The sequence below is a fragment of the Winkia neuii subsp. neuii DSM 8576 genome (genome assembly GCF_000420405.1).
Lineage (GTDB): Bacteria > Actinomycetota > Actinomycetes > Actinomycetales > Actinomycetaceae > Winkia > Winkia neuii.
The window spans coordinates 169,701-184,621 of sequence record NZ_ATUW01000005.1 but is presented as its reverse complement, the minus strand read 5'-3'; the positions used below and the strand labels follow the sequence as shown (position 1 = coordinate 184,621).

Annotated in this window: 8 protein-coding genes; 5 read left to right on the top strand and 3 right to left on the bottom strand. The window is 49.8% G+C overall.

The window, feature by feature from the left end; translation table 11 throughout:
- From G437_RS11425 to G437_RS0106480, 5 genes are all read left to right on the top strand, one after another.
- Positions 1–511 (top strand): hypothetical protein (locus G437_RS11425; protein ID WP_029769401.1); only part of this gene is annotated, 511 nt, incomplete at its 5' end.
- Between the two features lie 646 nt (positions 512–1,157).
- Positions 1,158–2,198 (top strand): LacI family DNA-binding transcriptional regulator, encoded by a 1,041-nt coding sequence (locus tag G437_RS0106495; RefSeq protein ID WP_024331760.1) that lies wholly within the window; start codon positions 1,158–1,160, stop codon positions 2,196–2,198.
- Between the two features lie 252 nt (positions 2,199–2,450).
- Positions 2,451–4,625: a Rib/alpha-like domain-containing protein gene (locus G437_RS0106490; RefSeq protein ID WP_141739480.1), complete on the top strand. Its 2,175-nt coding sequence runs from the start codon at positions 2,451–2,453 to the stop codon at positions 4,623–4,625.
- A gap of 19 nt (positions 4,626–4,644) precedes the next feature.
- Positions 4,645–6,129 (top strand): SpaH/EbpB family LPXTG-anchored major pilin, encoded by a 1,485-nt coding sequence (locus G437_RS0106485; RefSeq protein ID WP_024331758.1) that lies wholly within the window; start codon positions 4,645–4,647, stop codon positions 6,127–6,129.
- Positions 6,130–6,186: 57 nt separating this feature from the next.
- A complete protein-coding gene (locus G437_RS0106480) occupies positions 6,187–7,023 on the top strand; it encodes a class C sortase (protein WP_024331757.1) in 837 nt (278 codons plus the stop codon).
- 141 nt (positions 7,024–7,164) lie between these two features.
- On the opposite strand, the gene G437_RS0106475 is transcribed toward G437_RS0106480, so the two are convergent.
- The 3 genes from G437_RS0106475 to G437_RS0106465 form a co-directional block, all read right to left on the bottom strand.
- The gene (locus G437_RS0106475) at positions 7,165–7,788 is read right to left on the bottom strand and encodes a hypothetical protein (RefSeq protein WP_024331756.1); all 624 of its coding nucleotides are present in this window, start codon (positions 7,786–7,788) and stop codon (positions 7,165–7,167) included.
- A gap of 467 nt (positions 7,789–8,255) precedes the next feature.
- On the bottom strand, positions 8,256–10,916 hold the full coding sequence (locus G437_RS0106470; RefSeq protein WP_024331755.1) for an LPXTG cell wall anchor domain-containing protein: 2,661 nt from the start codon (positions 10,914–10,916) through the stop codon (positions 8,256–8,258).
- 685 nt (positions 10,917–11,601) lie between these two features.
- Positions 11,602–14,916 (bottom strand): hypothetical protein, encoded by a 3,315-nt coding sequence (locus tag G437_RS0106465; RefSeq protein ID WP_024331754.1) that lies wholly within the window; start codon positions 14,914–14,916, stop codon positions 11,602–11,604.
- Positions 14,917–14,921 lie beyond the last annotated feature (5 nt).

Genomic DNA, 14,921 nt, shown 5'->3' with positions numbered 1-14,921 from the left:
AACTCCGCTGCAAACTGTAGATACTTCTAAGCCTGGCAAGTACGTTGTAGAAGTACAAGTAACTTACGCCTCTGGCGTTACTAGGATAGTGAAAATTCCGGTAACTGTGCTAAACAACCTACAGGTAGATCCCCCAAGGCAGGAGGCGTTGCCTGAGGGGCACCCGCCTTTCTTTGTGCCCACGGTTGCGCCTAAACAGGAGGTATTGCCTGAGGGGCACCCACCTTTCTTTGTGCCCACGGTTGCGCCTAAACAGGAGGTATTGCCTGAGGGGCACCCACCTTTCTTTGTGCCCACGGTTGCGCCTAAACAGGAGGCGTTGCCTGACGGGAACCCACACGCTGCAGGGATGCAAGGCAAAGTCGACCGTAACCAAAAGCGTAAGCACGAAGGCGGGGGGAATAAACCTCTTGCCACTACTGGGGTAGCACCGCACGGCCTTCTGATAGGCGTGGGACTATTGTGCTGCACTGGCTTGATTGCCCTGCGGCACAAACGCCAACAACAGTAACTACGACAAAAAATAACGGCCCTGCGAGTAAGCAAAACAAACGCTCGCAGGGCTTGTGTGTAGTAGAAACTAGCATTTGGACAATGTTAACGGAAACGCTGCGAAATTAATCTTCTGCGACTACTTGTAGCGCGGATGAATCATAAGTTTAGCTTAATATACCCTACATGTAGTAAGTAATTAGTAAGTATTGTAAGTAAGAGGTGCGGCCCCACTAGGAAGGAAAATGAAATAAACCTAATCAGGGCCGCGCCTTGTGCACGTCCATTGTGCATAAAAAACTATATGTGTTTCGTTTGTGTTTTGTGAAATCTAATTTTTTACAATGTTTTGTAATGTGCAGAGGGAAAGTTTACAAAAGATATCCGGCAGAGCCGCGAACTGCTCTGCCGGATATCTACTACAAAGGGGCTAATATTAAATGTAGTCGTTGGTTATTCTATTTACGGTAAAAAGATTGTACAAGTATAAGAATCTGTAGTATCTGCTTTACGATAAGGCGCCTTTTGGGTTGGCAAGGTGGGGTTGGTTAGTGTTGGTAAACCCCAATTATTGGACCCGCATATTATTTCGCAAATGACAATCGCTGCCATTAGTCTAACTATTAATAGTTTTATTGAAGGAATGTCCATACAAGGAGACCACGATGCCAAGACGTGTAACCATCCAAATGGTTGCAGATAAAGCCGGATGCTCGCCCACGACAGTGTCACTCGCACTTAGGGGGGATGAGCGCATTTCCGGGGCCACCAAAGAAATGGTCTGGGAGATCGCGGAAGAACTTGGGTATGTCTCGCCCGCCCTGACTAAGAGGAAAGCGGTACCGGATCCAAAGGTTATTGGTGTGGTTGGCAGATTCGAGCTCGGCTTACACCAGATCATTACCCGAGATATAGTTTCGGCTGCGCAAAAAGATGGCTTTGATGTGATCATAAAAGATGTTGACCTCTACCCACGCCCAATCGATGCGCTCGAGAGCATGTACAACCTGCTTGTAAAAACTGTCATCGTGATTGAGCCTAATTTTGACCACGTTCCAGCCCGCTATAGCCCCCAAGTTGTTATTGGCCAGGAAGTCGACCGGGATAAGACAGCACTCGTCTCCACAGTCCATAAGAACGGTTGTAGCGAACTTATGGCACACTTGCGCAAATATGGTCATCGGCATGTAATTTACCTTGATTCGCCCTTTTCTCCGGCCGCTGCGCAACGTTTAAAAGCGTTAGAGGGGGCAGCGGCAGAAAACAACATAGAAATGACGGTCAAAAAAGGTGGCAACACCGTAACAGATGGCTATGACTCCACAGTGGAGATGCTTTCAGAGCTCTGGAATGAAAACGCCAGGAGTGGTTCGTTCGTTGAGCGCCGCGGGGAGCTTGGACAGTACACCGCAATCCTTTGCTACAACGACGATTGCGCGGAGGGAGCTTACATAGCCATGCTCAAGGCGGGACTGTCCGTGCCCGGAGATATTTCTCTTGCCGCCTTTGGGGATACGGAGTTGGGCAAGTCGAAGATTTTCTCTCTCACGTCTGTGGGGCTAAACCATAAGGAGACGGCCCGCCTAGCGTACCAAGAGGCTAAAAGGATCCATTTTAAAGGTTTTCGCAGGGGAGGAGTTATCGAGGTTCCCACTTTCCTGGTTGAAAGATCCTCAACAGGGCCGGCAAACTTCCTAATTAGATAGCCAAAGAAAATCCCGGGGTATCGGAAAGGCTTACCCCGGGATTTTCGGTGTTTGTATCTTCAGACCTACCTCAACGGTAGGCCTAAATTTTATTTGTACTTCTAAGGTTTTGCAACCCCAAGAAGTTGTAGAATTAAATACTTCTAGTTTGGTAATCCTAAAACTGGGGTAATTAGATTTTGTTCATTAGGTGAAAGGTAGTCTTTATGTGCTCATCTAAATAGACGTGAGAATATATGGAGGTAGCTTCCCGTGGCGCGGACATTTAAGGTAACTGCTGGACTCCTCGCGGCGACTCTTTCTGCAGCTCTTGTCGGCGGTGTATCAGCAAACTATGCCAAAGCTGCCGATGTCTTTTGGGGCCACCAGGGCTACGGGTGGGTTACGTCTAACGGATCCAATGTTTACGCCGCTAGTCGTGATATAGATGTCGATGTTCAGGTTACGACGGACCCGTACGGCGGTAGGACGATCCGGTATGGGATTTCATTTAATAAAAACTTTCGAACGAATGGTTTTGACACCTTTTCAGGACGTCCCTGGCTATATGTGTATCTACCACAGGGATTAAATGAAGAAACTGTGCGTATTGATCGTTATCGAATGCAATTTAATCCCTCGCCCTTTGCGAAAGATAAATATTACGAAGCGACCGTTGCTAAATCGCAAACAATATCTCAGTTTAACGACTCCAATACTCGGAGGTCAGGCCTTTATCCAGAGAGTACCTTTCAAGAGCATTGGAACAATGGCGTTGGCCAGACTGATCTTTCAAATACAAAGTTTCCGCAATATCCCTCAACATCTTGCGAACTTGTTGAATGGAAGGATCAGGGTAAATTCTGGAGGTCGCTCTGGTCTTACGAAGCTGACTCAAACACGCAGCATCGGTGGGTTATTACTGCACAGCTTAAACCTGGCGCGGACCCTGAAAAAATGCCTGTCCTTGCAGGCTTCAACTCCTCGAATACTGTTTCTTCTAAAGAAGACAGGTTCATGGCTTACGGGCCTTTCGACACCGACCATGATGGTTTAACCAACATTGAGGAGCTGCACCGCAACACAAATCCTTTCTCTCCGGACCTTAACTATGAACTGGACAATCAGCCGGTAGTGTATGGGAAGCTCGTTAAGGCTAGTCCCTTCCTGCACACGGGAGAAAATCACAACGCCGCTGGGCAGCACCCCTCCACACAAGGCTGGTATTTCCTCAACACTGGGAAGACCAAAGAACTCCAGCCGGGTATTCGTTTTTACGCCAAACGCGTACCAGCGGGTGTGAGTGAAACTATTTCTAAAACCCCCGCCGAGGGCCAATACTTCTTAGATCAGCTTACTGGCGAATTCATTTACAACCCTCGCAGGGGGGACGTTGGTAAAGATCTCGACTTCGAACTAGGCGCCAGTTATAGGCGCGACAGCGTTTGCGTGCCCGAGAAGCATGATCAAACCAAGCTCACTCTGAAACAGCAAAAACTAAACAACTATCTTGATCCGGAATATGAAAACCTGTACGTGATGGACGGCGAGGTAGGAAAATCTAAAGTTCCCACCCACGAGAGTAAGGAACTGCCCAAGGGAACAAGATTCTGGTTTGATAAAACCTCAGTCAACTCCGATGGAAAACCTAAATATAGCTATCCGTTTTGGGCTGAAGTGGATGAAAAGACCGGCATGATCACGGCTAAGCCTCCTGCAGGTACTCATCCAGCCGGCTACAAGGTTCCTGTGATAGCAACTTACCCAGACGGAACAGAGGACGTTATCAATGCCCATATTTTCGTCCAAAAGTACAAGTCTGGCAAAGGTGAGATGCAATTAGATCTGTCTCAAAATGAACTCAGTTCTATGCCGGGCCTACCGTTGAGCGACACAATAAAAATTGCCGCCACCCAACAGAGAGATAGAAGGCCAATCGTGTTGCGTATGGCCTGCGTGAATGAGCAAACTAACGCAGTATCTATTGGAGGCGGAAACGGGCTCTGGCTTAATAATGACAAGGACAGCTCAAGCTACGTCGAATATGAGGTAGCTGGACTCGAAAAGGAGATTAAATTTCTACAGAGTGGCCAGAGGGAACCGGGTTTAATTTATTCCAAAGATAGAATATTGGCTAAAACTACCTCTGAAATTTACGGATCCTTCGAAAATCCCGGCAAATATAAGTGTGCGGTTTTTTCTACAAACAACCCTGGCGAATTTAAGAAATTTAAGCTCAACCCGAGTGGGCACCTTTCTGGAAATGATGCCTTTCTGAACAAAAAAGGAATCGAGTGGGAGTCAAAGACTTTCACAGTTGACGTCTCAGATAGATTCTCTCTACCTAAGACCGGCGGTATAGGCGCAGCGCTGATAGCTGGCCTAATCGCTCTAGGTTGTGCAGTCGGACTATCTGTCACTGCCTACCGCATGAACAAAAAATACTAATCTCAGATAAGGAGAAATAATGCGAAAGCTGAAGACAATCGGCTGCGCAGCCGCCGTAACCGGTGGCCTCATATGCGCTTCGATCGACGGCGCAAACGCAGCTGATACCACGCTTGCCCCCTGGCAGGCTGGCCACCCGGCTACCGGTAAAATTGTCATCGAAAAAGAGGAAGATGGCGGTAAGGTTCCCAAAAAGATTGAAGGAGCTCAATTCCAGGTAACGCCGGTAACTAAAATTGATGGGAAACCAGTTGATGTAACAACTCAGGCAGGTCTCAAAGCGCTAGCCAAAAAAGTTGAAGCGCTAAACCTCGGAAACGAGCAGGGGTTAGAATTTGGGCAGGCTCTCACCCAGTTTACGGACAACAGAGGTATTGCCGAGTTTCCAGATAAGCCTCTGGGCTTGTACAAAGTTGCTGAAACGATGGCTGCTCCTGGGTATTCCAATTACATTAAACCGTTTTTTGTAACTGTGCCACAGGCGATCACCAAAAATGGTGGGACGGAATGGCAATACGAAGTTCGCGTTAAACCGAAGAACACCAACGAAACGTCTAAGGTCAGGAAGACTCAGGACCTTAGCAAAACCGTTGGTGCGAATGATGACATCAGCTATACCATCAGCGCCAATGTAAATAAAAAGAAGGCAGAGCTGAACAGGAACGTCAACGCTAATGATCTAAACGGGTTCGCAGTATTCGACGATGCCCTAAAGAAGGCTTACCAGAAAACCGATGATACTACCGTGGGCGAAGTTAAGATTGGCGATACAAAGCTAGTCAAGGGTGCCGACTACACGATTGACGCTTCTAAGACAATAGGAACCGATCGGCAGAGGATTCAAGTTAACTTTACGACAACTGGTCTCGGTAAAATAGCCAATGCAGTCAATGGTAATGCCAATCATAAAGTCACCGTAAAAATGAACTTCAAGCTATCACCTACTGTTCGTGGTGAAGTTGAAAATAAGTTCGGCTTTATACCGGGTAAGGGAACGGGAGAGCCGAATCAGAATCCAATTCAGCCGCCTTCCAGCTCAAATCCCAAGGTAAAGTTCGCGGAATTTAAGATCAAGAAGGTTAAGGCCACTAACGCTGGTGCAGGTCTGGCTGATGCACGCTTCAAAGTGTTCGCTGACCAGGCTCAGGCGACGAAATGCGCGTCTGATCCTAACGAGAGTAACTGTGTTGGAGCCTCTGCGTTCGGCGAAAAGACAACGAAGGCGAACGGTGAAACCGAGGCATACCTCGCCGCTGCAGGCAAGGCCATCTACATCGTAGAAACCGTTGCTCCAAACGGCTTCCTCCGCAACACCGAACCACAGTCTTACACTATGCCTGAGGCCGGTGGGACGGCCGTCGTAGAAAACATTGCCAAAGCAGACTCGGGCTTCTGGTTTACTCTACCTAAGACAGGTGCCTCTGGCATCATTGTCTTTGCCATCCTCGGCACAGCCCTTGTGGGCACCGGTGCGTACATGCACTCTCGCAAAAAGGCAGCCTAAGTAGAATAAACTAACAACTGAGGTCCCGATGTGGACCTCAGTTGTTAGCATTTAATAATGAAAACAAAAACATTCCATCCAGCAGTTATAATTATCGTCGGAATTCTATGCCTGGCCTATCCGATTGTTTCTACGCTTTGGAATAACCACGAAGCGAAGGTAGTATCGCAAGAATATATTGGGCATGTACTCAACCAATCAGAAGAGGTGAAACGTGCCCACATAAAAGCAGCAGACGACTATAACGCCGCTCGTACCGGCTTCAAATTTGTTGATCCTTACCAAAAAAAAGATCTCGATAAAAAAGAAAGCGCAGATTATAAGAAATACCTAAATACTCTTGCTGATCCAAAGGAAGCCATGGGCGTGGTGAAGATACCCAAGATCGGCGTAAATTTACCTATTTATCATGGAACCTCACCCGAAACTCTTCAAAGGGGAGCCGGGCATCTGTATGGTTCCGATTTGCCAGTCGGAGGAATAAATAGGCATACAGTGATAACAGCACACACAGGTTTGGCGGACATAACAATGTTTGACCAGTTAACCTCAATAAAAAAGCGGGACTACTTTTACCTTCAAGTACAAGGGGGCACCTATAAATATCAGGTTATTAGAACTAACGTAGTGCGCCCTGAAGATATATCAACTCTTCAGCGTATTAATGGGCAAGATCTCGCAACACTGCTGACCTGCACTCCTTATGGGGTGAACTCGCATAGGCTCCTGGTTACCGGTATCAGAGTACTACCTGATCCAATATCCGCTCCAGCTGACTCTTGGCAGTGGTCCTGGTGGATGTTAGCTTTTTTAGCTGCCATTATTGTTTCGCTATACATCTTTTACACGGTTGTTAGAAACAAAAAGAAAATTGTCCCAGTGCATGAAAAGTAGCTCAGTGGTACTTGCTCTTAGCGCTAATTTTAGCTAAAATGATAACCGTATCCGATAAGAGTTGGTAGGACCGGATACAAAATAGGCTCCAGCCGTGCTATGAAGCTCAGTCTTATTGTAGGGGCACGGCTGGAGCACCTATTATTTATATCCCCAACATCGGCTTGCTAGTAGCATTGAATGCATTATCCGCCACCTACGTTGAGAATCCTTAGCTTTATTCCACTTACGCATCTGCAAAAAAGCCAGCAGCATCGGCAATAGGGTAGTTGCACCTGCCAAAACTAACACCTCGCACGCATATCTTAGTCCTGGTGCAATATGACCACTTCTTGCCTGCTCAACCGCCAGAGGCAACAGGGCAATTAGCAGTGCACCGGTAAAACTTACTACCTTTGTTAGCCAGTAAAGAATACGCTCACCGTGGCGGGGATGGGATACACATATGCAAGGCATCAGTGCCCACAACGGTATTGCTACCATCAGTATACCTACCAAGGTGTCAGGTATGCGGGCACTAATGAAGACGAAGACCATTGCGATCGGGGCTAGCAAAAGTAAGAGCCCCACAAGTGTCCTAGCTCGTATCGAAGCCGGTGGAAAATATGTTGCCTGCTCTGCTTTTCGGGCAATAAATAGCTCAACTTCCCGCATGAAGGTACTTTTGTTTTCCAAAGAAGTGTGCGAGCCTATGAAATCTTCAGCTTCACTTGCGCTAATCCAGTTAGCATCTTTAAGTAGGTCTTCGAAACTTATCTTTTGCACGAGGCAATAATATCCTAGCGAAGTCGAACTTAGACTGTGTCCCTCGTTAAAGCTTGGTGGGCACCCCCACGTAATGCCCGCCAATCTGAATTAGGCGCGTTTATCTATCGCGTTTACCTGAACGCTTCTTGAGCAGTGCGCCAATTCCTCCAAGTAAAACTGGCAGGGAAAGAGCAATGCCTGCGCTGGTACTAGTTCAATAAAGCGAGCTCTGTAGACGAGCCTTCTTGATGCAGACTGGCCCAGACTGGCGCAGACTGAGTCCTTTCAGCTTGGGCGAAGGAGGACGTGTTATCGACCTTAGCCCTTTGCGAGCTTGAGCGGTACCAGCTTGGTTTCCTCGGCTTGTAATGTCCAATAAACAGTCCGCACTCCCTTCAAAAAAGATAGCCTCTAGTAAATAAAGCGCTATTAAAATATTTGTGGCCCAAACCAATTGGTTTGGGCCACAAATGAAAAGTTACTTTTTAGCGCCGCTTGCGGCGCCGTGTAGCTAGCGCTGCTGCACCGGTTGCGGCGCTAAAGCCAGCAAGAGCTACTGCTGTAGCACCAGAGCCGGTATGGGCAAGCTTTGTGTCCGTTCTATGCTTAGAAACATTTCCAACCTTACGAACTTGCTTGACATGCTTATTGGAGCTCGGAGCTGATTTTTCTGGATTCTTAGAGCCGGAAGCTGGATTTTCTAGATCCCTAGCCAGCTTTAGCTTAGCCAGCTCCTGTTCGGCCTCTGCCAGCTTCGCCTTAGCCTCCTTGAGGTCCTTTTCTACCTTGGAGCAGGCAGCTTCAGACGACTTCAACTCTTCCTTAAACTTTGCTGCCTGTTGGGAAAGCTTTGTAACGTCGCCGGCAGCGGGGAGAGTTTCAACCCGGACCTTCGCCTCTTGCAGGACTTTGTGCGCCTCGGCTTTCTTTAGCTGGGCTGCCTTCAGGGCCGCGTTCGTCTTAGGTAGCTCGGCCTTGGCTGCGGCCTCAGCCCGAGCTGCTTCCTGATGCACGGATTGTGCAGAAGCGCTCTGAGCTTTTGCAGCCCCCAGCGCCGTAGAAGCCACCTGGAAGGCTTTTTCCGCGACCTTGAGTTCTGCTACCGCATCCGCGTGGGCCTTGTCAGCGCGCATCGCCGCAATGAGCTCATTTGTTGCTTGGGCCAGCGCCGTCTTTGCTGCTTCAGCCTTGGCAGCGGCGCCCTTGAGCTTAGCCTCACCGGCCGTTACCTCACCGGTCAGACGAGTTACCTCTTTTTGGGCAAGCGTCTTGGCTGCCTCAGCCTCAACTACCTTCGCCGCAGCACTTTGCAGTGTTTTTTCGGCATCTACCTTAGCTGTAGTTGCCTTATTGAAAGCCGGCTTTAGAGAATCGTTGATCTGCTTAGTCTTTTTAGCCTGCTCACCTTGAAGGCCCTGGACGGCTTTTTCCTGACCGGACTTAGCCTTAAGGGCAGTTTCAGCTTGAGCTTTGGCTTGCTTGTAAGCATCGTCAGCGTGGGCTAGTGCCTCGTTGGCCTCAGTCAGGGCGCCCTCGTGCCTTTGGATTTCCCCTTCGAGGATCTCTGCCTTTTTGGTAGCCTGCTCGAACTCGCCTTTAATCTGAGCTTCCCACTTCTTCGAGTTGTTCAGTTCGGTTTCGGCCTGCTGGACAGCTTGGGCGAGAGTGGCGCTATCATTCTGGGCTTTCTGGAACGCAGGCTCGTTATTGTTTATCTGCGTATCTAGGTCTTTAACTTTGGCGGCAGCTTTACCTTGGTTGGTAACTGCCTCAGTCAACTGAACGTTGAGTTTTTCAACCTCCTGCTGGTCAGCTTGCCATTGAGCTTTAGCAGCAGCAGTGCCTGGATCGCTCTTAGCCTGCAACTCGAGGTACTTGGCTTTAGAGGCGTTAGCCTTCTGGTCGGCGGCAGTTAGCTTAGCCTGGATTTCCTGCTGCTGGGCGCCGTACTCGTCGCGTTCCCCAATGGCTTTGGCGCGCTTGGAGTAAAAGTCCTGGCCGAAGGCGATCTTCTTATCGTTCTCCGCTTTGGCAGCCCTGGCCTTTTCTAGATCGTTTGTATCTGAGACGATTTCGGCTTTAGCTGCTTCGTGTTCCTGCTGCTTTTTCTGCACCTCACCTTTAGCTGCAGTCAGATTCTTGCGGCTGTCTTCGAGGACCTTCTCAATCTGCTTGATCTTTTCCTGCTCGCGCTCTTTTACGGCATCGGCTTCCCCTTTTGCCTCCCCGGCAGCTTGGTTCTTCTGATCGTAAGTGTTAGCGAGCTGGTCTAGCTTACTTTTTTCGGTCTGCAGCCGTCCCTCAATCTGCTTCAGCTCGGCATTTGCCTGCTCCAGCTTCGCTTGCGCCTCTGCTAGGGCCGCCTTTGCAGACTCCAAAGTTTTTTCTGCAGCCTCCTTCTTCGGGATTGCCTCTCCCAGTTGCCGGGTGACTTCATCAAGCTTAGTGGTGGCCACGCCAAGGTTGTGCTTGGTGGTTTCGAGATCGCCCTTAGCCTGTTCCGCTTGCTTATCTAGGGCAGCTTTCTGGCCCTTTTTAGTTTCAGCGGCAGCTTTTAGCTCGTCAGCGTTGGTTTTATCTGCCTCGACCTTGGCAGCATCTGCAACCTTCTTTAGGGTGTCCTTGCGTTTGGAAATCTTATCGAGGGCGCCCTGAGCGTTTTCGAGCTGCTTTAGTGTCTTAGCTAGTTCGTCTTTAGCACTATTTAGCTTAGTTAGCGCTTGTGCGTAAGCATCCTTAGCATCACTGTGATCTTTGTGGGCAGTCTTTAGCTCCTCGTCGGAGTTCTGGGCAGCCTTCTCAGCATCCTTGAGGGCTTGTGCAGCCTTGGCGTGATCTTCGGTAAGCTTCTTCGCTTGCGCAAGATCTTGGATCGCTCGATCCTCTTTGAGGGTAGTTTCAGCCAGTATCTTGCGTGCTACCTCAAGCTTTTGAGTAAGGGTGCCAATATTGGCTTTGAGCTCCTCAACGCGCTTTTGTGCCTGGGCAAGATCTTTAACCATGGGGGAGACCTCTTCTGGGCTCGCCTGGACGGGCTGGCTTGCAGGCGCCGGACCGCCCGAGTTAGTGGCAATAGCTGCCCCCGGGGCAGTTAAAGCCAGGGCTGCACCTGCAATTATCGCAGGAGTTAAAAGCTTAGAGTTCATTTACCTCTCCGACAAAATATCGACATCTATATCACGAGTTAACCTAACTTAGCCACGATAAAAAATGGAAGAGTAAAGCGGGCTTTCAAAGACTCTTCATAGAAAAGAAAATAAACCTAATAAATCAGACTCGTATTTGATTGATCAGCTAGAAGGAAAGTTCTTATTATTTTTGTGTACGCCCCTAGGCAGCGCTTCGGTGTTGCAGTGGAAGGGACCAGGGGGCGTGCGGTGGACCCCAGCTCCTCATTTTCTCTAAGCAATAAGAGCTGGGGTTTCACTATTTTAAGGTATTTTCGCCAGCTTCCACGCTTGTCTTACAGAAGAGAATTTCCAAGAAATATTAGATATTGATGGCGCCAATTTACCTATATTCGGGTTTGCGCACGTAGAGACGTAATGCGAATTTGCTCCGATATTTAGGCAGGGCGAGGGGGGCAGTGATAAATGTACTGGCCCTAGGCATTCCTATTGGTGACATTAAAAAGGGTGGTGGACCGGGGGCATGTCCCGACCCACCTAGAAAATAGACAACCATCTGTACGATAGGCACTTTTATTGTGGCAAGTGTTTGCGAAGTTTGGCAATCCCAGCCCTTATACTTTTTATTCGACAGTATCAACTTTCACATGTCAGCCTATTAAGAGTTTTGGCCCCCACCGAAAAGTGGGGGCCAAAAGGCTAGCTACTTATTTCTTCTCAAGTAGATTGCGGCGCCGCCACAACCAATACCCACCAGCGCAAGTACCATAGCAACCAGTGCGATGCTACCGGTTGAAGCAAGCTCGTGAGCCTTTTTGCCTGCCACATGAGTCTGCCTAGTTAGACTGCGACCGTCAGCCCCACCAGGTTGGTTGGGATTAGCCGAATCGTGAACCTTACCTGGTCTGTCAGCTTGAGTGGCCCCGTCTACCTTGCCAGGTGTGCCAGTCTGCGTACCGGCATCAGTCTTGCCCAGTTTCTCTGTCTGGGTACCGGAATCTGCTGTACCAGGCCGTTCAGTTTGAGTGCCACTGTCGGTACTACCGGGGGTTTCAGTTTGGGCATTGCCATCTGTCTTACCCGGCTTAGGAGCTATCTTTTCGGTAGCGATAGCGAGGATATGAGCCGAGTGCGCGTAGCCTTCTTCTTTAGCTGCGGCATCGTCAATAACACCGTCGCCGCCAATAGCCAGAGTAGACTTACCCAAATAGTCGCCAACGAAAGCTACTGAGCGGCCAAAGCGGGCGCGCTCACCAGAGGTAGATATGATCTTGACTTTACCGCCAAGCTTAGCGACGGACGTAATACCTTTGGGAACGTCAGTAAGACGCATAAGGTAAGCCTTCCCGTTCTTGGCCTCCCCGAAGGCGCCAACAGCAAGTAGGCCATCGGAAACGTCGGCTGACCAACCAAACGAACTTCCTTTAGAAGGACCCGTAATAACAGAAATATTGGCATCTAAAGCGCCCTCATTTGCCGGGGTAATAGTGCGCTTACCCCCGGCATCTTTCACCCCATAAACCAGGGCGATACCGCCCTCGGCTTGGTGCTTTAGGGCTCCACCATCGAAACCAATAACAAAGTCGGCTAGACCATCCTTATCTACGTCACCGGCCGGAGCAATGGAGTTACCAGCACCGAGCCTGTAGGATGCATCATCCGAGATAGCTAGTTCATAGCCAATCTTAGGCGCCGACTTCTTAGCTCCGTAAAGCACCCAGGCTTTGCCAGGAACAGTGCTCGCTTTCGTGAAACTGTTAAAATCAGCTACAACATAGTCTTCGTTGCCATCCCCGTTTACGTCGCCCACAGGACTAAAAGCATTGAGGGTATGTCCGGCCGGAGAATCGACGCGCCAAAGCACATCTTCATTCGGTGCATCGAAATCATGCAGTTTTACGATACGCCCATCCTTGTTACCTTTGACCACAATCGCCGAACCGAAAGTCTTAGTAGAATCACCCATCGCCAAAGCGGTATTAGAAACTACGAAACCAACATCACTCAGACCATCGCCATCCAGATCGCCGACACGGGTAACCTGGAATCCCGCGGCGCCCATCTCATGAGGCATATCAACGTAGTATCCCCTGGACTTATCCAGGTTATTTAGGTCAGTCTCAGCCAGATCCTTACCCCCATAAATAACCCAAACACGGCCCATGGTTACCGAAGAGGTCGCAATATCATCTACGCCGTCCCCGTTTACGTCGCCAAGACAAGCAACGGAGAATCCAGCTGCAGCATCGGCTGCAGGATCCTGAGTCTGCTTTGGCCCAAGAATAGAAATTACTTTCTTATTGGGGTGTGCCTTTCCGCCGGGGGTACCACCTGGAATAATCTGGACCTGGCCGGTAACGTTGAAAACCCACCCATGAGTTGGAGTCGAATCCTCATAATACGGATCAAATTTGTACTCGGAGCGAACGGCGCTGCCGGTTATCAAATCGGGTTTACCGTCGCCAGTAACGTCGCATCTACCCTTTGCAAGAGAGCCACCAAAACCGGAAGTGAACTCTCCAAGCCAAGACTTCTCATCAGTTTTATCAACAGGCTCATAGGCAGGCTCAGCCGATGGCGCTGGGGGCTGAGGGTAGCGTGGCTTTACCGGCTTGGTGGTGCCGGTTTGGCGACGCATATCTACTGTCCACACGTCAACCTTTCCCTTAGTGTCTATGGTGTAGACGCCGGTCAGGTCTGTGTCTGAATTATCCGGGGCAACAGTGCCAACGTGGTAGCCGCCATCGCCCGTGGCGCCTTCTTCGCTGGCCAACTGGACCTTCATCTTAGCGCTTATGGCATCTATGCCAAGACCAGAGTTCCAGTTTTTTCCTAAGGCCTTTTCGCTAACAATCACGGCACCGGGGTGCTCAGCGTCTTTAGGACGAGAAATAACCAGTGCACCGGGATTATCGGGATCATACTGGGGAATATAGGCGAGCGAGGTGCCAATTTTGCTAGGCGTTGCGCTCCGAAGTAAAGTCCCAGCCGGCTTAGACTCCCGCGTGACAGCTCCCTCGGAGTTAGAAGACACATCAACGCTTATAGTGCCCGGCCCCTCTTTCGAACCAAAGATCACTGCCACAGCCCCGGTATTGTCGTTGGCTGAAGGGGCGCCAACGGCAAAGTCATCGATCTCGTCCCCGTTTACATCCCCGATTGCGACCATCGATGTACCGAACTCACCCCCGGTAGCCCTAATAGTTGTGGCAACGTCTGTTACCAGGCCCGCATCTGCGCCTGTGGGAATCGCGTAGACGACGTTGTTACCGGGCGTGGAAGCGCCTACCGTTATGTCGTCACCGAGGGCGTAGTTTAGGGGAGTCAGTTGGGTCTTTTCGTCAAAGCCTTTCCATGTTTTTGCTGCGGAAATCCCCTTCTTCTCTCCTTCCTTGATGGAGTCGAAGTAATAGACTTTACCGCCTGAGGCCACGACCATGCCGGGCGCATCGAGACTCGGGGTTAAAGCAGCGATAGAAGACACGTCTGCGTCAAAAGTATAGGTTGAGGCAATAGGGAAGTCCTTACCGTCAGCAAGTTTGTCTACCTGGGCAATGTAGACCTTATTCTTACTTGCAACCGCAATAGTTGGGTTTTCTCCCCGGGCCCGTTTGACACAACTAATCTGCCAATCATCGCCAGGCGGCAAATTAACATGCATGGCTCCAGGCTGAGTTAGGATCGACCGTTCATCCTCTTCTTGATCCAAACCGTAAGGAATGTGGTCAACGATGTGAAGCTTTTTAGCCTTTTTGTCTAGGAAAATCATGTCCGTGCCCCCAACACCCACGACGTTGCAGGACATTTGGGGGCTTATCCCGGCATCAGGATAGGTAATGCGCGCAGTCTTGCGGATACTGTCGCCGTAGCGGGAGCCGTCTATACCGCCCCATCTGCGCTCATCCGAATCGGCAGTACTCGCAGCTTTTTCGGGGGTAGGGGCCGCTGTTGCGGCCAACGTTGCCGGTGCACTTAAACAAGTAGCTAAGGCACAGACGAGGATTGTTCTTTTTAACATGCAAA